Raw genomic sequence first — 20,446 nt, forward strand, 5'->3', positions numbered from 1 at the left:
TGGGCCGGTCAATGCTTTTGGGGTTGCTGCGCAACCCAGCGGGAGCAAGCTCCCTCGCCACAGTGTGGGTGTGAGTCATGTCTACAGGGGAACGCTCAACGCCTGCGCAAACGCCTGGGGCGTAGGGCTTTCCGGCCAGGTCGGAACACCCTCCACCAGCGTTACCCACGGCTGCTTGTGCCGCAGCCAGATATGCGCCACCGGCTGCACGGACGGGCTCTCATCCAGTGTCCCGACCCGCAGCACAACCAACCCCGGCGCGGCCGTCGTGGTGTTGCAGATCCGCGTATGGCACACCCCGCACAACCGATGTTCCGAGCGCTGCCCATCAACGTCATAGGCATATTCCGTCAGCGAACCTTCAACCCGCAGCGCATCCGCCGGCAACAGCGCATGCAGGGCAAACGCGCTGCCGCTCCAGGTCTGGCAGTGGCGGCAATGGCAGGCATACACCGCCAGCGGCGCGTCGGTATCGAGGGTGTAGGTCACGCGGGCGCAGCGACATTGGCCGGTGAGTGTCATCAAAAACGATCCTGTGCAAAGTGAGGGCGAAAGCCCCATCGGTTATGCTCGCCAGCATGCCGCAGCCTCCGAACAAAGAACATCCGCCAAAACTGCCCAGCGGCTCACAGGAAATGTATGAACGCCCCGCAACTCCAATGGGAAACCCAGCGCGCCTTCCTCGCCGTGTTGCGCACCGGCAGCCTGTCGGGCGCGGCCCGTTTGCTGGGGATCGCCCAGGCCACCGCGCGGCGAAGGATCGAGGCCCTGGAGCAGAGCGTCGGGGTCAGCCTGTTTATCCGCACACCCGCCGGGCTGTTGCCCACCGACACGGCCAAGGACCTGATCAGCCACGTTGAAGCGATGGCCGTTGCCGCCAACGCCTTCAGCCGCGCAGCCTCGGCCGACACGGCCCTCGCCGGCGGCACGGTGCGGCTCACCAGCGGCAAGCTGCTGGGCGTTGAAGTGCTGCCGCCCATGTTGCGCAGCCTGCGCCGTGATCATCCGCAATTGGCCATCGAACTGAGCGTATCCAATCGGCTCCAGGCACTTGCCCGGCAAGAGGCCGACGTCGCCGTACGCATCCGTCGCCCGGTCGAATCCACGGTGGTCGCGCGCAAGGTCGGCGACCTTCACGTAGGGTTGTACGCCGCACCCGAACTGTTGGCAGAGCAGGGCACGCCGGACACCGTTGCGCAATTGCACGGCTACCCGCTGATCGGGCCGGACCGCAACTTGCTGGAGATCGAATTCCTGGGTGAGCGCGGTTTCGACTGTTCGGCGCCCAGTACGGTGATTCGCACCGACGATCACCTCGCGCAGTTGGCCGCTCTGCGTGCGGGGCTTGGGATCGGCGTGTGTTCAGCCCAGGTGGCACAACGTCACGGGCTGGTGCGGGTGTTGCCCGCGCAGGTGGATTTCAAGGTTGACGTGTGGATCGCCATGCATCAGGACATGCGCAAGGTCCCGCGCATCGCCGTGGTGTTCGATGGCTTGGGCGCGGCCCTGACGGACTTCCTTCAGCCGCGATAACGCAGCGCGTCAACCAACAATGCAAATGCGGGCCAGCCCGTGCGGGCCATTCGCCCCGGCGACACGGTATGGATTGCACCCGGGGTCAAGCATTGGCATGGCGCCACGGCGAACACCGCCATGACCCATATCGCGATCAACGAAATGCTCGACGGCAAGGTGGTGGACTGGATGGAGCAGGTCAGCGACGAACAGTACGCCGCGCAGTAATCGGTCTCACCGCCGCAACTGCGGCTCGCCTTCAATGCAGCTCACCAGAAACTCCATCACCACCTTCACCGAAGGCGAGCGGCGCATATCCGGATACACCGTCAGCCAGATATCGCGAACCGGGCCTTCGGTGGTCGTTGCCAGGCGCACCAATGCCGCGTCGTGATCTCCCACCAGCGTGGGCAACACCACCGCACCCACCTGGGACCGGGCGGCCATTTGCTGGGTGATCAGGTCGCTGGCGGCGAAGGCAATCGTGCGGTTGCCGCGTACCTGATGCATCCACGCCTGTTGGGGCAGGTGGTCGCGGGTGGCGTCATAGGCAATGAACGTCCACTGTTCAGCGGGTAACTGCTTGAGCTCGGGCGTGGCATAGAGCCCGAAACGCACGGCGCCGACCTTTCTGCGTACCAGCGCTTCCTCATCGGGACGCACCGTGCGCAGGGCAATGTCGGCTTCGCCTTTGTCGAGGGCGGCCAGCGTCGTCGAGGACATCAACACGATATTCAGCTTGGGATACTGCGCCCTGAACCGTGCGACATGGGGCGCGATGCAGTGGATGGCAATCGACGGCGGGCAACTGACCCGCACGGTGCCGGCCACTTCGATCGAGGCCACGCGGGACAGGCGCATCACTTCGGTGGCCATGTCGCCCATGCCTGACGCCAATTTCGCCAGTGCCCGGCCTTCCTCGGTGAGCGGCCGACTGCGGGGCAGGCGGTCTACCAGTTTGACGCCGAGGGCTTTTTCCAGGGCATCGACGCGCCGGCCGACGGTGGCGTGTTCCACCTGCAGCTCGCGGGCGGCAGCCGACAGTGATTGGGTGCGCGCCAGCACGGTGAAGAAATACAGATCCTGCCAGTCGAACATCGGGTTATTTTCGCACGGAGGGTGGGAGGTGTTGGGGAATTCTCGTACAGATTAGCGCCTTTTACCATGGCGCATTCCCACTGCAAACGGAGTTGTCCCGCGATGAAAGCCCTCACCCTTGAAACCTACGGCGGCCCGGAAGTTGTTCAACTGCGCCTTGATGTGCCCAAACCCCAGGTGACCGCCGGCCATGTACTGGTCAAGGTGGCCTGTGCCGGGATCAATTTCATGGATGTTCACACCCGCCAGGGCAAGTACGCCAAGTCGGTGACCTACCCGGTACGGCTGCCGTGCACCCTGGGTATGGAAGGCGCGGGTGTGGTGGTGGCGGTGGGCGAGCGCGTGAGCCATTTGGCTCCGGGTGATCGGGTGGCCTGGTGCATTTCATGGGGCGCGTTCGCCGAATACGCCAGCGTGCCCGCCGCGCGAGTGGCGCAAATTCCCAATGCGATCAGCTTCGATCAGGCGGCTGCGGCGATGTTCCAGGGCTGCACGGCTCACTACCTGATTGAAGATGTTGCGCGGTTGCAGGCGGGCAGCAGCTGCCTGATCCATGCCGCGTCCGGCAGCATCGGCCAGTTGCTGGTGCAAATGGCCCATCGGCTCGGTGCCACGGTGTTCACCACCGGCAGCAGCGTCGAAAAGTGCGCGATTGCCCTTGAGCGTGGCGCGGATCAGGCCTGGCCATACGACGGGTTTGCCGAGCGAGTCTTGCAGGTAACGCAGGGGCGGGGTGTGGACGTGGTGTTCGATTCGGTGGGTAAGGCCACCTTGCGTGAAAGCTTCAAGGCCTGTCGTACGCGGGGGCTGATCGTCAATTACGGCAACGTCTCCGGTTCGATCACTGACCTCGATCCGATGGAGTTGGGGGAGGCCGGTTCACTGTTCCTGACTCGCCCACGGCTCAACGACCACATGGCCGACGGGCCTACGGTGCAGAGGCGTGCCAATGCGGTGTTTGCGGCGATACTTGAAGGTTCGCTGACGGTGGATATCGAAGGGCATTACGCCCTGGAAGAGGTGCAGCAGGTGCACGCGAGGATTGAGGCACGGCAGCAGATTGGCAAGGCGGTGGTGTGGCTGGACCGTGAACTTCACTAATGGCCAGAGAGCTTGTGTGGCGAGGGAGCTTGCTCCCTCGCCACAGGGGTCGTGGCGCTTGTGAGGATCAGTTAACAGCAGGCGAAAAAAAGCCGGCTGATCAGGCCGGCTGGGGGTGAACCGCGAACGACAGGGGTTACGCGCGGTTTTCCATCAGGCGGTCAGCGCCACCTTCAGCTACACGGTTTTCTTGAAGACGGTCAGCACCACCTTCAGCTACACGGTTGCCTTGAAGACGCTCAGCGCCACCTTCAGCTACACGGTTTTCTTGAAGGCGATCAGCACCACCTTCAGCAACACGACGTTCCAGCAGGCGATCAGAACCACCTTCAGCAACACGACGTTCCAGCATACGGTCAGACCCACCCTCAGCCACGCGGCTGTCCATCAGGCGATCCGCGCCGCCTTCAGCGAGGGCAGGTTGGGTAAAGGCGCTTACAGCAAGTACCGAGAAAGCGAGGCTAAGCAAGAGTTGGCGTTTCATGAGGGTGTGCTCCGGGAAAGTCGTTGGTTGGTATGGATGCGATGTTACGCGGCAGATTTTTTAAGAGAACTTCATTGGGCTGATGGTGACTATCGACGCCAGCGATGGCCCGTTTTCCCGGGCCATCGCGTCGCTCATCACGGCATTTCTGGCAGTTCCCGAGGGCGCAGGTCGAACACCAGCACCTCGGCGTCCTCCCCATGGCTCAGGTGAATCTCCCGCTCATCGCGCACTCGGGCGCCGTCGCCTTCGTGCAAGCGCTGGCCATTGACTTCAACGCTGCCCCGCGCCACATGGATGTAGGCGTAGCGTTCCGGGGCCAGCGGCAGGCTGGCGGTTTCAAAGCCGTTGAACAGCCCGGCATACACCCGCGCGTCCTGGCGCACGCCGAGGGAGCCGTCGGTGCCTTCCGGCGAGATGATCAATTGCAACCGGCCGCGTTTCTGCGCCTCGGTGAAGTGCTCCTGCTGATAGCGCGGTTCGGCGCCCGCCACATCCGGCACGATCCAGATTTGCAGGAAGTGCACGCCCTGGGTGTGGCTGTGGTTGAACTCGCTGTGGGCCACGCCGCTGCCGGCGCTCATCAGTTGCACGTCGCCGGGGCGAATCACCGAACCGGTGCCCAGGGTGTCCTTGTGTTCCAGGGCGCCTTCGAGCACATAGGAGAAAATCTCCATGTCGCGGTGCGGGTGTTGGCCGAAGCCCTTGCCGGCGGCAACCCGGTCATCGTTGATCACCAGCAGGTCGGAAAAACCCTGTTCTTTGGGATTCCAGTAGTTGGCGAACGAGAAGGTGTGGAACGACTTCAACCAACCGTGATTGGCGGCGCCGCGTTCCGAGGCTTTGCGAAGGGTCAGCATGGGGTGTTCTCCTCAAGGGAAGCCTGGCTGCGAGATGCAGGGCTTCGGTGTGAGGAGAAGATTACTGGTTAACGATAGGTTGATTAAGAAGCTGAAATCGGAATGACTGTCTCTTTTAGATTGACGATCGCCAGCTGTGCCGTCCGCAGATGATGGCGGTAGCGCAGCTGAAGTTTGCGCCAGGCCATCGGGTTCACGCCTTCGCTGCGGCTGAACAGGTGACAGAAGTGCGCCTGGTCGCAGAACCCGCATTCCTGGCTGATCTGCGTCAGGCTCAGGGCGGAGCCGGTGATCAGCACCTTGGCCTGCTTGATGCGTTGCTGGCGAATCCATTCCTGGGGCGATACACCGGTGGTGCGCTTGAAGGCCCTGGAGAAATGGCTGCGGGACAGCTCACAGGCGCGAGCCAGTTCCGTCACCTCCAGGGGGCCAGCAAGATTGGCGAGGATCAATTGCTTGACCCTCTGTTCCCGCTCTGAACACAGGGTTCCGGTTGCAGCTGCTGGTTGAGCCATGATCGCTATCCGTGGTCGATGGGCGCTTGTTTTCACACACCTTACCGGTGAATGAATCCCCAGTGTAGACCGCTGCAAGCATCTGTTGAACTGAGCACATGCATGCAATTTTTCTGGATCGGGCCGTCGCACACTAGCGCGAACGTTCAAGCATCCAGGGGAAGGGCACGATGGACTCAACAGCACAAGGCGGGCCGGACGAGGTCGTGACCCTGGTGGTCAAGCACCGCATAAAACCCGGGCTTGAAGCCGACTACGAAGCCTGGCTGCGACGCATCGTGCGTATTGCCGGTGAGCGTCCCGGGCACCTCGGCGTCGATGTGGTGCGCAGTAAACAGGGCGGGTTGGCGCTATTCACCTGCGTGCTGCGTTACCGCTCCACCGAAGACCTGGAGCGCTGGCTCGATTCGCCGCAGCGCCTGGAGCTGATCAACCAAGCCGCACCGATGCTGGCCGACGGCGACCAGACCGAAGTCGGCGCGGTCAACGAGTTCTGGTTCTCGCCCCTGGCCGATGCTGCCGCCAAGCCGCCGCGCTGGAAACAGGCAGTGGTCACGCTGCTGGTGATCCTGCCGCTGACGTTGCTGGTGCCGATCATCTGGGGCCCGGTACTGCGGCTGCACCCGTTCCTGTCCAACTACATCGTCGCCACCTTCCTGGTCACCCTGACCATCGTTTTACTGGTGGTTTACCTGCTGATGCCGGCGGCCACCCGCCTGTTCGCGCCCTGGCTTGAAGCCTCTGTAAAGGAAACCCTATGAACGCCGACCTGATTCTGTTCAATGGCCAGTTCCACACCGTGGACCGTGAAAATCCCCGCGCCACGGCAGTTGCGATCCACCAGGGACGCTTCGTCGCGGTGGGCACCGACGGCGAAGCCATGGCCCTTCGCGGCAGTGGTACCCAGGTCATCGACCTCAAGGGTCGCACCGTCATCCCTGGCCTCAACGACTCGCACCTGCACCTGATCCGTGGCGGCCTGAACTACAACCTTGAACTGCGCTGGGAAGGCGTGCCGTCCCTGGCCGATGCCCTGCGCATGCTCAAGGATCAGGCTGACCGCACGCCCACGCCGCAGTGGGTGAGGGTGGTGGGCGGCTGGAACGAATTCCAGTTCGCCGAAAAACGCATGCCCACCCTCGACGAGCTCAACCAGGCCGCCCCCGATACGCCGGTGTTCGTGTTGCACCTGTATGACCGGGCCTTGCTCAACCGCGCCGCCCTGCGCGTGGCTGGCTACACCAAGGACACACCGAACCCGCCCGGCGGCGAGATCGTGCGCGACCATAACGGCAACCCCACCGGCATGCTGGTGGCGCGGCCCAACGCGATGATTCTCTACGCGACCCTGGCCAAGGGCCCGAAACTGCCCCTGGAATACCAGGTGAATTCCACCCGCCAGTTCATGCGCGAACTCAACCGCCTGGGGCTGACCAGCGCCATCGACGCCGGCGGTGGTTTCCAGAACTATCCCGACGATTACGCGGTGATCGAACAGTTGGCCAAGGACCAGCAACTGACCGTGCGCATCGCGTACAACCTGTTCACCCAGAAGCCCAAGGAAGAACTCAGCGACTTCAAGAACTGGACCGGCAGCGTGACCCTGCATCAGGGCGACGACTATCTGCGCCACAACGGCGCCGGCGAAATGCTGGTGTTCTCGGCGGCCGACTTCGAAGACTTCCTCGAGCCACGCCCGGACCTGCCGCTGACCATGGAGCAGGAACTGGAGCCGGTGGTGCGCCACCTGGTGGAACAGCGCTGGCCGTTCCGCCTGCACGCCACCTACAACGAGTCGATCTCGCGGATGCTCGACGTGTTCGAGAAGGTCAACCGCGACATCCCGTTCAACGGCTTGCCATGGTTCTTCGACCACGCCGAAACCATCACCCCGCAGAACATCGAGCGCGTGCGGGCGCTGGGCGGCGGCATCGCGATCCAGGACCGCATGGCGTTCCAGGGTGAGTACTTTGTGGAGCGCTACGGCGCCAAGGCCGCCGAGGCCACGCCGCCGATCAAACGCATGCTCGCCGAAGGCGTGCCGGTGGGCGCTGGCACCGACGCCACCCGGGTGTCGAGCTACAACCCCTGGACCTCGCTGTACTGGATGGTCAGCGGCCGCACCGTCGGCGGGCTGGAACTGCACGCCGAGGGGCTGCCCCGGCTGACGGCCCTGGAACTGTTCACCCACGGCAGCGCCTGGTTCTCCTCCGAGCAGGGCAAGAAGGGCCAGATCAAGGTCGGCCAATTGGCGGACGTGGCGGCACTGTCGGCGGACTTCTTCAGTGTCGACGAGGAAGCCATCAAGTGGATCGAATCGGTACTCACCGTGGTCGGCGGCAAGGTGGTGTACGGCGCCGGCGACTTTGAAGATTTCGCACCACCCAGCGTGCCGGTACTGCCGGACTGGTCGCCGGTGGTCAAGGTACCGGGCCACTGGCGCCCGGCCTCAGCGCTGCAAGCCCAGGTGCACCAGTGCAGCGGCCCCTGTGGCGTGCATGCCCATAGCCATGAACGGGCGCGTCTCTCGAACGTGCCGGTCAGCGACTTCCAGGGTTTCTGGGGCGCGTTTGGCTGCTCGTGTTTTGCCTTCTGAATCTAGCCTCAAAGGAGTATTCCCATGACTTACAAACGCCTGAACAAAGATGACGCCGTGGTCCTGCTGGTGGATCACCAGACCGGCCTGATTTCCCTGGTGCAGGACTTCTCGCCCAACGAATTCAAGAACAACGTGCTGGCCCTGGCGGACCTGGCCAAGTTCTTCAAGCTGCCGACTATCCTCACCACCAGTTTCGAAAGCGGCCCCAATGGCCCGATGGTGCCGGAGCTGAAAGAACTGTTCCCGGACGCGCCGTACATCCCGCGCCCTGGCCAGATCAACGCATGGGACAACGAAGATTTCGTCAAGGCAGTGAAAGCCACCGGCCGCAAGCAACTGATCATTGCCGGTGTGGTGACCGACGTGTGCGTGACCTTCCCGACGCTGTCGGCCCTGGCTGAAGGGTTTGAAGTGTTTGTGGTCACCGATGCTTCGGGCACCTTCAATGAGACCGTGCAACAGGCGGCGTGGGCACGCATGACGGCGGCCGGTGCACAGCTGGTGAACTGGTTCTCGGTGGCCTGCGAGCTGCAGGTGGACTGGCGCAACGACATGGAAGGCCTGGCGAATCTGCTGTCGCCGCGTATTCCCAACTATCGCAATTTGATGAACAGCTACTCGGCGCTGACGGCCAAATAAACCGCTCTCTGATATGCAGGTAATCCAATGTGGGAGCGGGCTTGCTCGCGAAGGCGGTGTGCCAGTCAATACATGTACCGACTGACCCACCGCCTTCGCGAGCAAGCCCGCTCCCACATTTTGATTTGTGGTGTGGCGACTGACCGGCTATAAAACAGCCCAGCGTCCACCGAGAAGCGACAATGAACCCCTTCGAAGACATGCGCCTGTTTTGCCAGGTCATGGAATCCGGCAGTTTCACCGCTGCCGCCGAGCATCTTGGCCTGTCCAAGCAGTTTGTCAGCCGCCGCCTGATCCAGCTGGAAGAGCGCCTCGGCGTACGCCTGCTCAACCGCTCCACCCGCCGCCTGGACGTCACGCCGCTGGGCCAGAGTTACTACGAATCCGCCCTGCGCCTGCTCAGTGAAGTCGAGCAAGTGGAGCAGGGCATCGCCGGGCAAAACACCGAGCCCCGAGGCACCATTCGCCTGAGCGCGCCGTTGTCGTTTGCCATGGCGCACCTGGGTTGCCTGTTGCCGCTGTTCCTGCAACGCCACCCTCATGTCACCGTGGAAGTGGACCTCAGCGACCGCCCGGTAGACCTCATCAGCGAGGGCTACGACCTGGTGCTGCGCATCGGCACCCTCGAGGATTCGACCCTGATCGCCCGACGCATCGCCAGTGTGCAGCGCGTCTATTGCGCCAGTCCCGACTACCTGGCCCGCCACGGCACGCCGCAGAGGCCCGATGACCTGGCCGATCACGCATGCCTGCCTTACGGCCATGGTCGCCAGGTGCAATGGCACTTCAAGGTCGATAGCAAACCCCACACCCGCAACGTCAGCGGGCGCATGCGGGTCAACAACGGTGAGCTGCTGCGGGATGCCGCCGTGGCCGGGTTGGGCATCACCTATCTACCCCATTTTATCGTTGCCCAAGCCTTGCAGGACGGCCGCCTGGTGACGCTGCTGGAAGACTGCGCGCCCGAACCCCTGACCCTTTCCGCCGTTTACCCCCAGCACCGCCAGAGCTCGCGCCCGGTGCAGGCGTTGATCGAGTTCCTGCGTGAACGCCTGGCTGGCGGTTGTTGAATCAGAACGCGTACTGCACCCGGCTGTAGTAATACCCGCCGGTAAACCCGAACGGCGAATAGCTGCCCCAGTTATCGCCGAACGACGAGTTCTTCACGCCGATGTGATCCGGGTATTTGTCGAACAGGTTCTGCGCACCTACGGCCACCGTCAGCTGTTTGCTGATCGCGTAGGCCACGTCGAGGTCAGTGATCCACTTGGCCGAATACGTGCGGTCCAGGCTCGCGTCGCTGGAGCTGTTGACCTCGGTGTAGGTGCCGTAGCGAGTCAGGCGCAGGTTGACGTCGAAGTCGTGGATCGCCCAGTCGGCGGAGAAGATCATCTTGCTGCTGGGTGAGGTCTTGGTGATCAGTGCCCGTGACTGGCGACCCATCAACTGGAAGTTGCCCAGGGCGGCGAGCTGCGCCGGGGTGTCGTTGACGCTGAGGATCTGCGTGTGGTTGTAGTTCAGCGCCGCCGTCCATTTCACCGAGCCGTAGCGGTCGAGGTTCTGCCGGTAGTTGCCCACCACGTCCACCCCGGAGGTGCGGGTGTTGGCGCCGTTGGTGAAGTACTGCGCGCCCGCCGTGGCCGGTACGCCGATGCTGTCCAGCAGGGAGGCAATGCCCGGGCCCTGGAAGCGTTCGCTGAGCACCAGGCGGTCCCGCAGGTTGATCACGTAGCCGTCCACCGTGAGGCTCAAGTCATCGCTTGGGGTCACGGCGAAACCGAGGCTGAAGTTGGTCGAGCGCTCCGGCTTCAGTGACTTGGCACCCAATGCCTGGGCGCCGGCGGAATCCACCGGCAGGATCACGTAGTTATACGACTGGTACACGCCATTGATGGTGTCGAACCCGGTGGAGCGTGCGGTGAAGATCTCGTTGGCCAGGGACGGTGCGCGAAAGCCGTTGCTCACGGTGCCGCGCAGGGCGAACACCGGGTTGAACGCATACCGCGTGCTGAGCTTGCCGCTGCGGGTACCGCCGACGCCTTCGTTGTAATGTTCGTAGCGTCCGGCCACGCCGATGTACCACTGCTCGGAGGGGTAGAACCCGAGGTCGACATAGCTGGCGACGCTGTTGCGGCTGACCTTCTGCGCGTCTTCCGGACGGATGCCGTTGGTGACCTGGGCCCCCGGATCGGGACGCTGCCCGGCACGCGGATGGCCTGCCGGGAACACGTAGCCGCCATCGATATAGGAAGCCTCGGAGCCGGCGCGGGTCTCGTAGCTCTCGCGCCGGTGCTCCAGGCCGAACGCCACGTCCAGCGGCTTGGCCAGGCCGATCTCGTAGGTGTTTTTCAGGTCGAGGTTGGTGGTGAGCTGGTCGGCGATGTAGATCCCGGAGGTGAACTTGTTCGGTGTGCTTTCGCCCAGGGACGGGTTCTGGTTGTCGTAGGTGCGCTGCTTGGCGTAGTTGCGCCCGTAGGTGCTGCTCAGGTCCCAACCCCAGCCGCCGCCAAGGTCGTTGCCCTTGGCGCCGAAAGCCGATTGGAAGTCCGTCTCGTTGACCAGCCAGTACGGGCTGTAGCCATCGGGGTATCCATTGGGCCCGGTGGTGATGGTGTTGCGGCCGTTGGGCAGGCGGAAGTTCTGGCCGTCGTTGTTCTCCCGGGTGGCCAGGGTGGAAAACGAGTACAGCGTCAGGTTGTCGTTCAGCGGCAGGTCGAGGTTGTACGCCACATCGCCCAACTGGCTGCGGGGCGAGCCGTAGCCTTTGTAGGTATGGTGGCTGGAGGTGGCTTCGCGCGGGTCGGGGGAACCGTCCGCCAGCGGGTAGTAATGGCTGCTGTAGCCGTTGCTGCCGGCCTTGTTGTCGCGCTCCTGGTAGCGGGTGTCGAGGGACACGTTGAGCACCCCGGCTTCACCCACCTGGAAGCCATAGTTCAGCGCCTCCTGGCCGGTGCCGCGCTTGCCGTCGTAGTTCTGCCCCAGGGTGGTGTCGGAACTGCCGCCGGTGGTCTGCTTGAGGATGATGTTGATCACCCCGGAAATCGCATCCGAGCCGTATTGCGCCGCTGCACCGTCGCGCAGCACCTCCACATGGTCGATGGCAGCCACCGGGATCAGGTCGAGGTCGCTGGGGGCCGCGCCGCTGTTGATGCCGTTGATGTTCAGGGTGGCGCTGGTATGCCGGCGTTTGCCGTTGACCAGCACCAGTACGTGAGAGGCGGTGAGGCCGCGCAAGGTGGCCGAACGCACCACGCCGCTGGCATCCCAGCCGGCGCGGTCGGGCAGGTTGAACGAGGGGATGAGCTTGCCCAACGCTTCGAGCAAACTCGGCTTGCCCACGGCCCGCAGCTGTTCGCCGCTGATCACATCAATCGGCGTGGGGCTGGTGGTGACGGTGCGTTGTTCGGCGCCACGGTTGCCGGTGACCACCACGGTGTCGAGGGTGGGGGAGCGGTCTTCGGCAGATTCGACGCCGAAGGACGCCAGGCCGCACGCCAGCGAGAGCGGCAGGAGTTTCAGATGATTGTACCGATGTAGCCTTTTACGGTGAGCGAGCTTGCTGTGGCGAGTAGGCTTGCTGTGGCCAGGGAGCTTGCTGTGGTGAGGAAGCTTGCTGTGGCGAGGGAGCTTGCTCCCGCTGGGCTGCGTAGCAGCCCCAATACGGTCTTCCGAGGAAATTGCGGAGTCAGGCTTCAGGGCCGCTGCGCGCCCCAGCGGGAGCAAGCTCCCTCGCCACAAAGGTGCCGTCAGCCAGTTGAATTTTCGCATGAGAGTGGAGCTCCTTGGTCTCGAGTGATGTCCCTGTCAGCGTTTGCGCGCGGCAACCGCTTCGATTTCTACCAGCCCGCCGGGCAATGGCAACGCGACGACTTGCACCGCGGTGCGCGCCGGTTTTTTCGGCTGCTCGGCACTGCCGAAAAACGGCGTGTAGCCTTCCTGCAACCCGGCAAAGTCGAGCTTGCCGCCCTTGGCTGGATCGCCCACCAGGAATATCCGCAGCTGCACCACATCTCCCAAATCCAGGCCCTGGCCTTGCAGCACACCCTTGAGCTTGTTGAGGATCGACGTGGTCTGGATGGCCGTGTCGCCATAGGCGGCAAACGAGTCTTTCGGCGCCTTGGGGTCATGCAGGTCGGCCAGCAACCCACTCACAAACAGCAGCTCGGTCTGCGGCGGCACCGACACCGCCAATGAGATCGGGAAATTCGAGTTCGGCAGCGGCACGCGCTTGATCTCATCGGCGTGGGCGGCAAGGGTGGTGGCGGTCATCAGCAGTCCTGCAAAAAGCGTCTTCATCGGTTCATTCCTTGAGAGAGAAAAGTCAGGCGGCGACGCCCGGTTGCTGGCGTTCGGCATGCCGGCCGATCAGCGAGACGATGCGCCGCGCCGAATCGGCGGCGCTGTTCTGCCAGATGCCGACGCCGCCGTGGGCGAGGGCGTCGCTGGCCAGGTACGTGCGGCCCTGGGGCTCGTTGAGCAGGCGGTAGGCGCTTTCGCCGACCTCGTCGTTGACGATCCACGGGCCCTTGCTGTAGCTGACTTTCGACCAGTTGATCGCCACCGGTTTTTGCAACTTGGCGCTGTGGCCGGGGTGCAACAGCTCCACCGCCTGGCGTGAGGAGGCGAACTGTTCGGCCAGGGATTTCTGGCTGAAGGCCTGGGCCGATTCACTGGTGTTGTAGGCCGCCACCAGAATCCCCTGGGCGCTGTTGAGGCGGTCGCTGGGGTACCACAGGCCTTTGACTTCATGGTCGAGGTACGACAGGCCGCCGTAGATGTTGAAGTCGGTTTCCCAGAAGCGCGGCGCCTGCCAGGCCACCTTGTTGGCCTGGTCGCTTTGCGCGGTCTGGATCGCCTGCTTGAAGGGTGCCGTGAAGTTGGTTGGCAGCTTGGCCAGCAGCGGCAAGGGCACGGTGACAATCGCGTAGTCGGCACTCAGCACCTGGGTCTTGCCGCTGATGCGGTCGCGGTAGGTGATCCGGCTGCCTTGCTCCGAGGTCTGGATATCGCTGACTTCGGCGTTGAAGCGCACCGCATCTTTCAGATGCTCGTAGAAGGCATACGGAATGCGGTCCATGCCGCCCACCGGCTGGAACATGGTGGAGGAAAACTCCGGGATTTCATCGAACACCAGTGCGCCCCACAGCTTGGGATTGAGCAGGGTCTGCAGCTCCAGCGGCGCGCGGGTCACGCCGGTCTGGTCGCCGGCGCCGGGCACGCGGGTGTAGCCGGAGCGCACCGAACCCTTGTATTGCAGGTCGCCGTTGAGGTCGCCGTACACCTTGAGGAAACTCAGCAGCGCCTTGCGGTCATCCACGCTCAGGTCCTGGTCCAACGCCTTGCGGCTGACCGTGCGGGCCAGCAGTTCCGAGAGCTGGCCACGGGTGTCGTTGACCGCCTGGCGCAACTGGAAGGCCGGCTGTTGCGTATCCGGCCGGGCCAGGGCGTTGCGGCTGCTGTTCACCAGTACTTGCAGCTCCACACCCAGCTCGCGGCAGTAGCCGAGGATCGTCTGGTGGTGGCTGGGAATACGCGCGGGGCCGGCGTTGAAAAACTGCCCGTCATCAAAGTCGACGGTCTGGCTGACGCCGTCGTCGAAATCGACCTTGGTGCCTCGGCGCAGGGTCCAGTTGCGTCCACCCACCCGGTCGCGGGCTTCCAGGATCGTCACGTTGAACCCGGCCTTGCGCAGCTCATAGGCGCTGACCAGCCCGGAGATCCCGGCGCCGACCACCACCACCTGCTTGCCTTTGCCGGTGCTGCCCAATTGCAGCGGGGTAAAGCTCGATGCCACCGCCTGAGGCGTCAGCCCCAGCGCGCCCAATGCGCTGACAGCGGCGGAATAACCGCCCACGGCGGCAATACGGGAAATCAGTTCCCTGCGGGTAAAAGCCATGATTCGCTCCTTGAGATAGCGGTTTGTCAGAGGTCGTAGCGCACGGTCAGCAACAGGGTTCGCGGGTCGTTGACCGAGTAGTAGCGGGCGCCGCTGGAGGGCACGTAGCCCACCGACTGCGGGTAGGCGCGGTCCAGCAGGTTTTTCACTGCCAGGGTGGTGGTCCAGTGGCCGTCGCCGCTGATGTAGCGGGTGTTGGCGTTCCAGAAGGTCTGTTGCGGGATTTCCTGGATGTCGTCGTTCAATGCGTTGGCGTAGGACTTGGTCTGGAACTGCGCATCGGTGCCCGCCAGCCAGGTACCCGGCAGCCCGGCCGGGATGGTGTAGTTCAGGCCAACGCTTGCATTCCAGCGTGGCGAGAACACCAGTTGCTTGCCGTTGGCATCCACCCCGGCACCGCTGGCGTTCTGGAAGTCGTCGTACTTGCTTTGCAGGTAGCCGACGTTGGCGGTCAGTTGCAGGTCGCGGCTCAGGGCGGTGAGGGTTTCCAGTTCTACGCCGTAGGTGTGGGCACGGCCGACGTTGGTGCGCAGGCTCACCCCCAGCGCCGGGTCATAGGCGTTGGTTTGCAGGTCTTTGTAGTCGTTGTAGAACAGCGCGACGTTGGCCCGCAGGCGCTGGTCGAAGAAGTCGCCCTTGACCCCGGTTTCCCAGGTGGTCACGTCTTCCGGGGAGAACGCCTGTTCGGCGGCGGCCTGGGTGGGGGCGCGGTTGTCGTAGCCACCGGCCTTGAAACCCTTGGCGACGTAGGCGTATTGGTTCAGGTGCGGGGTCCAGGCGTATTCGAAGCCGATCTTCGGGCTGGTGGACTGCCAGGATTTGCTCGACTCGGCGGTGAAGTTGGTGCCGGTGATTTGCCGGTCGGTGTTGATCGCGTAGTTGGTGAAGTCGAAATTCTTGTGCTCGCGAGTAAAGCGCAGGCCGGCGATCAGCGACAGTTGTTGCGTCAGCTTGTAGGTGCCCTGGCCATACAGCGCATAGCTTTCGGTGTTGGTGGTGCTGTATTGGCCCTGGCCGATCACCCGATTGCGGGCGATGGAATAGGTAAGGTTGTCGCGGTCGGCGTCGAACTTCTCGCGGTACAGGTAGACCCCGGTGCTGAAGCTGAAATCGTCGTAGTCGCCGTTGAGCTGGAACTCCTGGGTCGCATAGTTCTGCTTGTACAGGATCAGGTTGTTCTGGATCAGCGCGGCTTGCCCTGAGTTGTCGTAGTCCACCGGTTGGTGGAACGCCGAGTAGGCGGTCACCGATTTGAAGTTCAGGTTGTCATTGATCGCGTAAATCGCCCGCAGTACCGAGCTGCCCTGGTCCAGGCGGTTTTTCGGGTCGAGGCTGCTGTAGCTCTTGAATTTGTCGAAATGCCCGTTGGCGTCGAAAGGCGTGTAGCTGGTGGTGTCGCCCCGGTCGAAGGTACCGGCCAGGGTCAGTTGCACATCCCACGGCGAATCCACCGGCTTGTAGCGCAGCTTGCCGCGGTAGGACTGGATGTCGACGTTGTTTACATCCTTGCCCCGGGTGGGGTCGGAGACGGTGCCGTCGCGGCTCAGGCGGATCGCCGAGAAACTGCCGAACAGCGCGTTGTCCACCAGCGGGCCGCTGATCAGCAGGCGTGCGTTCTGCGCGTCGTAGTTGCCGGCGCCCAGCTCTACAAAACCACGGGTTTCCTGGGTCGGATCGCGGGTGATCACGCGGATCGCACCGGCGCTGCTGTTGCGCCCGTACAGGGTGCCCTGGGGCCCGCGCAGCACTTCGACACGCTCCACATCGTTGAAGTCGAGCATCGACGAAATCGCACGCGGGATGTACAGGTCATCGGCATACACGGCGACGGCGGCTTCCTGGATCGGGTCGGTTTCACCGATACCGCGAATGCCGTAGGTCTGCGCGCTGTAGGAGATCGACTGGCGGCTGAGTGTCAGGTTCGGCACCTGGCCCGAGAGGTCGCGCACGCTGTTGATCTGCTTGTCTTCCAGGGCCTTTTCATCAAACGCGGAAATCGCCAGCGGGGTTTTTTGCAGGTCTTCGCTGCGGTGCTCGGCGGTGACATTGACCACCGGCAGGGCGGTGTCGTCGGCGTGAACGGCGAGGCCGAACAGGGCGAGGGAGATGGCCAGTGCCAGGCGATTGGGTACGGCGGTAGGACTCATGATGGACCCCTGAGGTGGTTGACGGTTTAGGCAAAATTGGGCCTCCACCTGGTCAGGGGTCGGTACTGGATGTAACAGTATTTGTATAAATGCCGGGCGTAAAAGTCCGATTAGTTATAAGTTAATTATAAAAAACAGGTATGTATTTGTTTGAATGTGATGCGTAAGGCTGATGATATTTTTCAGCCGACAAAAAACAAAGGTGGGAACGGGCTTGCTCGCGAATGCGGTCGCTCAGTCAACATTGATAGTGACTGAAACACCGCATTCGCGAGCAAGCCCGCTCCCACATTTTGATTTCTGTTTGGCTTAGTAACCGCGTTGGGTATCAGCGAGGTTTTCCAGCGGCCGATCACTCAGATACCTTTCCAGATTGCTCAGGAAACTGTCCGCAATATCATGCCGGCTATTGGTCGAAATCGCTGACGTATGCGGCGACACCCTGACCCTCGGATGCCCATACAACGCATGCCCGTCCGGCAATGGCTCGGGCTCGGTCACATCCAGCGAAGCCAGCCCGATATGGCCGCTGTCCAGCGCCTCCAGCAGCGCCTCATGATCCACCAATCCTCCCCGGGCAATATTGATCAGATGCAACCCTGGCTTGGCATTCGCCAGCGCCTCCCGATCGACGATATGCCGTGTGGCCTCGGTCAGCGGCGCTGCCAGCACCAGGTGATCGGAACGAGCAAACAGGTCATGGATATCCCGCGCCGCTTCCACACCCTCCACGTCAAACGGCGTGTCAGTTTGGCGTAATGCCACCACCTTGATCCCCAACCCATGAGCCTTCTGCGCCAGGCTGCGTCCAATCGCGCCAAACCCGAGAATCCCCAGGGTGGTGCCCTTGAGCGGGCGCAACGGGGTGAACTGCCATTGGGCATCCTTTACCCAGATATCCGGCAAATGCTTGGCCGCCGCGAAGATTGCCGCGAGGGCGAACTCGGCGAGGTTTTCGGCGGCGCTGCCCCGTGAGGTGCTCACCGGCGGCCCGTTGAACAGCCACCTGGGATAGAAGTCGATGCCCGACGACACCACCTGGATCCACTGCACGCCGTACGGCCAACCCGGTGGCGGTGTGTCCGGCGCGGTGTAGCCGCGCACATTGATCGGCCGGGCCAGCAGGATATTGGCCTGGGCCGGCAAGTCGCTGGGCACACCGGCCGGGACACTGATCACCTCGGCACCGGGGTGCGTGAGGGCCAGGCGCTGGCGGATGACTTGATTGAAATCTTCGTCCAGCTGGCTGGCGATAATCACCTGGCTCATGGGCGTTCCTTGTGTCGTTGAGCGAAGACGGCCTTGCCGACGCCTTGCAGCACCGCGTCGTTCTGCGGGGTATGCACGCGGCTGCACAGCACGTCGCGGTAATGCCGCTGCAGTGGGCTGTGTCGGGACAGGCCGGGATTGCCGGACGCCTCGATGGCCAACTCGACGGCACGGATCGCGTTGCCGGTCACCAGGTATTTGATCTGTGCGGCGTGGGCTGCCGGGGTGTGCCCGTCGGCGGCGGCGTCCAGCAGGCTGCGGTTGGCAAACAGCAGAGTGTCGATATGCCCGACGGTCTCCTGAAAGCGCGGCAAGGTCGACAGCGCGGCGCCGAGGTTGGACGGCTTGCGTTGTTCCAGCCAGTCCACCAGCCAGTCGCGCGCGGCCTGGGCCACGGCGTCGTACACCGATGAGAGCAGTACCGACATCCACAGGAACCCGTCACCGTCCAGTTCCGCCTGCGGTGCGCTCCAGGGGCTGACGCTGACCGCGTGGTCCAGCGGCACCAGCACGTTGTCGAACACCACTTCATGGCTGCAGGTGGCGCGCATGCCGAGGTGGTCCCAGGTGTCGATGATGCTGATGCCGGGGCTGTCCCTGGGCACCAGCCAGGCGCCTACCAACGGGTCTTCATCGCTGCTGCGGGCCCACACGCTGAACCAGCTCAGGCCATGGCTGCCGGTGGAGTAGATCTTGCGCCCGCTGATGCGCCAGCCGGCGGCGGTACGCCGGGCGATGGTCGCGGGCAGGCCGCCACGGGCCGGGGTGCCGAGATCGGGTTCGACGCGCAGGGCATTGATCAGCGCCCCATTGCGCACAGCGTCTTCGGCGACCTGGGTGCGCAGGGCGGGCGGCCAGGTTTTGCTGTCTTGCAGGCGCGTGTGTTGCAGGTACTGCATCACCAGGATCAACGCGGTGGACGGCTCGCCCTTGGCAATCGCGCTGATGGCCTTGCGCGCCTGGCTCAGGTTGGCACCGCCACCGCCGAGGGCCTTGGGCACGGTCAGGGCGACAAGGCCGTGTTCGTGCAGCAGCTTGAAGTTGTCGTGGGGGAAGGTGCCGCTTTCATCAACGATGTGTGCAGTGGCGGCGAGCTGGGCGCTGAGGCGTTCCAGCAAGGCTTCGAAATTGGCCACTTCCACGGAGCGCAGTGACGGTTGAGAAGAAAGGCTCATGATGGGTGTACTCGTTCAAAATGTGGGAGCGGGCTTGCTCGCGAAAGCGGTGTGTCAGGTTGCACATCCGTTGGCTGATCCACCGCTTTCGCGAGCAAGCCCGCTCCCACATGGGTTATTCGGCGTTTTCGAAGGCGGGTTATATCGGCAGCAACTTGAACTGCCGATCCCACAACGGGCTGACATCCAGCCGCTCGTTCAATACCCCGGCATTGAAGAACAGGTCCGCCACTTCCTGCTGCGAAGCGATGGCCTGGTCGTTCACCTCGATCACGCTGTAGGGCTGGCTGCGGTTGTTGTACACGTCGAGGAACACTGCCTTGTCCACACCGAGCAACTTCGCCGATTTTTCAGCCCACGGCTCAGGGTTGTTGTTCATCCATTCCAGCGTGCGCGCCTGGCGCTGCAAGTAATCCTGGATCGCCTGTTTGCGCAGCGGGTCTTCCAGGGCAGCGGGGCGGGCGCCGATCAGGTAGTTGCCGGAGAGGTAGCCGAGGGCGGTTTTCAATACCCGGGCGCCGCTGCGGAATTTCGCCAGCTGGATAAACACCCCATAGATCACCCAGGCGTCCAGCTGGCCACTCTGGAACGCGCTGAAACCGTCCTGTGGCGTGAGTGCCACGGGGGTGATGTCGTTGAAGGTCAGCCCTTGCTCCTTCAAGGCCTTGATCAAGAAGTAGTGCGAGGTGGTGGAGCGCACATAGCCCACACGCTTGCCTTTCAACTGGGCGATGGATTCAATTTTCGACTCCTTGGGAATCAGGATCACCTGGTTATTCACGTCACCTTGCAACACCGCAATCAGCTTCGGCTCGCGGTGGCTCTGGATCGAGAAGATCGGCGGGATCTCGCTCATGCCGCCAATGTCCAGGCTGCCGGAGGCCAGCGCTTCGACGATCAGGTTGCCGCCGGCGAACTCGGCGTAGTCGACTTTATAGGGCGTGTTGGAAGTGCCGGCGTCGTCGGTGAAGTACGAGTCCTGGCCACGGTAGGTGGCGACGGCCAGGGTCAGGTCCGAGAGCTTCGCAGGTGCAGCGAAAGCCCGGGGCACCAGCGAGGCGAGGCCCAGCGCGCCAAGGGCAATCGAACTGGCACCCAGGAAGCCGCGACGATTGAACTGTCCGTGTTTGATCGTGTTCGTCATGGTC

At 63.2% G+C, this 20,446-nt stretch carries 18 protein-coding genes and 1 pseudogene; 7 read left to right on the plus strand and 12 right to left on the minus strand.

Annotated features, from left to right (window positions below):
• Positions 1 to 81: 81 nt before the first annotated feature.
• Positions 82 to 522, minus strand: coding sequence for a GFA family protein (locus HX801_RS11435; protein ID WP_177022114.1), 441 nt, complete (start codon positions 520 to 522; stop codon positions 82 to 84).
• A gap of 117 nt (positions 523 to 639) precedes the next feature.
• Here HX801_RS11435 and HX801_RS11440 point away from each other — a divergent pair, with 117 nt between their 5' ends.
• Positions 640 to 1,533, plus strand: coding sequence for a LysR family transcriptional regulator (locus tag HX801_RS11440; protein ID WP_177022115.1), 894 nt, complete (start codon positions 640 to 642; stop codon positions 1,531 to 1,533).
• A 30-nt stretch (positions 1,534 to 1,563) separates the two neighbouring features.
• Positions 1,564 to 1,743: pseudogene (locus tag HX801_RS11445) on the plus strand (cupin domain-containing protein); the annotation flags it as partial.
• 6 nt (positions 1,744 to 1,749) lie between these two features.
• On the opposite strand, the gene HX801_RS11450 reads toward HX801_RS11445, so the two are convergent.
• Positions 1,750 to 2,613 (minus strand): LysR family transcriptional regulator, encoded by an 864-nt coding sequence (locus tag HX801_RS11450; protein WP_177022116.1) that lies wholly within the window; start codon positions 2,611 to 2,613, stop codon positions 1,750 to 1,752.
• A gap of 102 nt (positions 2,614 to 2,715) precedes the next feature.
• Here HX801_RS11450 and HX801_RS11455 point away from each other — a divergent pair, with 102 nt between their 5' ends.
• A complete protein-coding gene (locus HX801_RS11455) occupies positions 2,716 to 3,714 on the plus strand; it encodes a quinone oxidoreductase (RefSeq protein ID WP_177022117.1) in 999 nt (332 codons plus the stop codon).
• A gap of 136 nt (positions 3,715 to 3,850) precedes the next feature.
• On the opposite strand, the gene HX801_RS11460 is transcribed toward HX801_RS11455, so the two are convergent.
• The 3 genes from HX801_RS11460 to HX801_RS11470 all read right to left on the minus strand — a co-directional run bounded on the left by HX801_RS11460 (position 3,851) and on the right by HX801_RS11470 (position 5,573).
• A complete protein-coding gene (locus HX801_RS11460) occupies positions 3,851 to 4,198 on the minus strand; it encodes a hypothetical protein (RefSeq protein ID WP_023658746.1) in 348 nt (115 codons plus the stop codon).
• Positions 4,199 to 4,335: 137 nt separating this feature from the next.
• Positions 4,336 to 5,058: a pirin family protein gene (locus HX801_RS11465; RefSeq protein ID WP_008434624.1), complete on the minus strand. Its 723-nt coding sequence runs from the start codon at positions 5,056 to 5,058 to the stop codon at positions 4,336 to 4,338.
• An 83-nt stretch (positions 5,059 to 5,141) separates the two neighbouring features.
• Positions 5,142 to 5,573 carry an AraC family transcriptional regulator gene (locus tag HX801_RS11470; RefSeq protein ID WP_023658747.1) on the minus strand — a complete coding sequence of 144 codons (432 nt, stop codon included), beginning with the start codon at positions 5,571 to 5,573 and terminating at the stop codon, positions 5,142 to 5,144.
• 170 nt (positions 5,574 to 5,743) lie between these two features.
• Here HX801_RS11470 and HX801_RS11475 point away from each other — a divergent pair, with 170 nt between their 5' ends.
• The 4 genes from HX801_RS11475 (at position 5,744) to HX801_RS11490 (ending at position 9,881) form a co-directional block, all read left to right on the plus strand.
• A complete protein-coding gene (locus HX801_RS11475; protein WP_177019914.1) occupies positions 5,744 to 6,334 on the plus strand; it encodes an antibiotic biosynthesis monooxygenase in 591 nt (196 codons plus the stop codon).
• Entirely contained in the window at positions 6,331 to 8,169 is a 1,839-nt protein-coding gene (locus HX801_RS11480) for an amidohydrolase (RefSeq protein WP_003207313.1), read from the plus strand. Before HX801_RS11475 ends, HX801_RS11480 begins: the two co-directional genes overlap by 4 nt.
• A gap of 18 nt (positions 8,170 to 8,187) precedes the next feature.
• Positions 8,188 to 8,811: an isochorismate family cysteine hydrolase YcaC gene (gene ycaC, locus HX801_RS11485; protein WP_161635723.1), complete on the plus strand. Its 624-nt coding sequence runs from the start codon at positions 8,188 to 8,190 to the stop codon at positions 8,809 to 8,811.
• 182 nt (positions 8,812 to 8,993) lie between these two features.
• Positions 8,994 to 9,881, plus strand: a complete 888-nt coding sequence (locus HX801_RS11490; RefSeq protein WP_177022118.1) for a LysR family transcriptional regulator — start codon at positions 8,994 to 8,996, stop codon at positions 9,879 to 9,881.
• A 1-nt stretch (position 9,882) separates the two neighbouring features.
• On the opposite strand, the gene HX801_RS11495 is transcribed toward HX801_RS11490, so the two are convergent.
• The 7 genes from HX801_RS11495 to HX801_RS11525 all read right to left on the minus strand — a co-directional run bounded on the left by HX801_RS11495 (position 9,883) and on the right by HX801_RS11525 (position 20,442).
• Entirely contained in the window at positions 9,883 to 12,579 is a 2,697-nt protein-coding gene (locus tag HX801_RS11495) for a TonB-dependent siderophore receptor (RefSeq protein WP_256344247.1), read from the minus strand.
• A gap of 36 nt (positions 12,580 to 12,615) precedes the next feature.
• Complete coding sequence (locus HX801_RS11500) at positions 12,616 to 13,107, minus strand: RidA family protein (protein ID WP_003211308.1); 492 nt, start codon at positions 13,105 to 13,107, stop codon at positions 12,616 to 12,618.
• Positions 13,108 to 13,132: 25 nt separating this feature from the next.
• The gene (locus HX801_RS11505) at positions 13,133 to 14,707 is read right to left on the minus strand and encodes an FAD-dependent oxidoreductase (protein WP_008434613.1); all 1,575 of its coding nucleotides are present in this window, start codon (positions 14,705 to 14,707) and stop codon (positions 13,133 to 13,135) included.
• A 26-nt stretch (positions 14,708 to 14,733) separates the two neighbouring features.
• Positions 14,734 to 16,854, minus strand: coding sequence for a TonB-dependent receptor (locus tag HX801_RS11510; RefSeq protein WP_087694856.1), 2,121 nt, complete (start codon positions 16,852 to 16,854; stop codon positions 14,734 to 14,736).
• Positions 16,855 to 17,163: 309 nt separating this feature from the next.
• The gene (locus HX801_RS11515) at positions 17,164 to 18,123 is read right to left on the minus strand and encodes a D-isomer specific 2-hydroxyacid dehydrogenase family protein (protein WP_177022119.1); all 960 of its coding nucleotides are present in this window, start codon (positions 18,121 to 18,123) and stop codon (positions 17,164 to 17,166) included.
• Positions 18,120 to 19,298, minus strand: coding sequence for an acyl-CoA dehydrogenase family protein (locus HX801_RS11520; protein ID WP_003211304.1), 1,179 nt, complete (start codon positions 19,296 to 19,298; stop codon positions 18,120 to 18,122). Before HX801_RS11520 ends, HX801_RS11515 begins: the two co-directional genes overlap by 4 nt.
• Before the next feature lie 139 nt (positions 19,299 to 19,437).
• Positions 19,438 to 20,442: an ABC transporter substrate-binding protein gene (locus HX801_RS11525; RefSeq protein WP_003211303.1), complete on the minus strand. Its 1,005-nt coding sequence runs from the start codon at positions 20,440 to 20,442 to the stop codon at positions 19,438 to 19,440.
• Positions 20,443 to 20,446: the final 4 nt, after the last annotated feature.

This window comes from Pseudomonas sp. G1002 (assembly GCF_013385455.1).
In the GTDB taxonomy this organism is placed as follows: Bacteria; Pseudomonadota; Gammaproteobacteria; order Pseudomonadales; family Pseudomonadaceae; genus Aquipseudomonas.

Coding starts and splice junctions, on each gene's coding strand:
- HX801_RS11525 (WP_003211303.1), bottom strand. CDS start 20,442: ATGACGAACACGATCAAACACGGACAGTTCAATCGTCGCGGCTTCCTG.
- HX801_RS11520 (WP_003211304.1), bottom strand. CDS start 19,298: ATGAGCCTTTCTTCTCAACCGTCACTGCGCTCCGTGGAAGTGGCCAAT.
- HX801_RS11500 (WP_003211308.1), bottom strand. CDS start 13,107: ATGAAGACGCTTTTTGCAGGACTGCTGATGACCGCCACCACCCTTGCC.
- HX801_RS11470 (WP_023658747.1), bottom strand. CDS start 5,573: ATGGCTCAACCAGCAGCTGCAACCGGAACCCTGTGTTCAGAGCGGGAA.
- HX801_RS11440 (WP_177022115.1), top strand. CDS start 640: ATGAACGCCCCGCAACTCCAATGGGAAACCCAGCGCGCCTTCCTCGCC.
- HX801_RS11480 (WP_003207313.1), top strand. CDS start 6,331: ATGAACGCCGACCTGATTCTGTTCAATGGCCAGTTCCACACCGTGGAC.
- HX801_RS11495 (WP_256344247.1), bottom strand. CDS start 12,579: ATGCGAAAATTCAACTGGCTGACGGCACCTTTGTGGCGAGGGAGCTTG.
- HX801_RS11515 (WP_177022119.1), bottom strand. CDS start 18,123: ATGAGCCAGGTGATTATCGCCAGCCAGCTGGACGAAGATTTCAATCAA.
- HX801_RS11465 (WP_008434624.1), bottom strand. CDS start 5,058: ATGCTGACCCTTCGCAAAGCCTCGGAACGCGGCGCCGCCAATCACGGT.
- HX801_RS11435 (WP_177022114.1), bottom strand. CDS start 522: ATGACACTCACCGGCCAATGTCGCTGCGCCCGCGTGACCTACACCCTC.
- HX801_RS11510 (WP_087694856.1), bottom strand. CDS start 16,854: ATGAGTCCTACCGCCGTACCCAATCGCCTGGCACTGGCCATCTCCCTC.
- HX801_RS11490 (WP_177022118.1), top strand. CDS start 8,994: ATGAACCCCTTCGAAGACATGCGCCTGTTTTGCCAGGTCATGGAATCC.
- HX801_RS11455 (WP_177022117.1), top strand. CDS start 2,716: ATGAAAGCCCTCACCCTTGAAACCTACGGCGGCCCGGAAGTTGTTCAA.
- HX801_RS11450 (WP_177022116.1), bottom strand. CDS start 2,613: ATGTTCGACTGGCAGGATCTGTATTTCTTCACCGTGCTGGCGCGCACC.
- HX801_RS11505 (WP_008434613.1), bottom strand. CDS start 14,707: ATGGCTTTTACCCGCAGGGAACTGATTTCCCGTATTGCCGCCGTGGGC.
- HX801_RS11460 (WP_023658746.1), bottom strand. CDS start 4,198: ATGAAACGCCAACTCTTGCTTAGCCTCGCTTTCTCGGTACTTGCTGTA.
- HX801_RS11475 (WP_177019914.1), top strand. CDS start 5,744: ATGGACTCAACAGCACAAGGCGGGCCGGACGAGGTCGTGACCCTGGTG.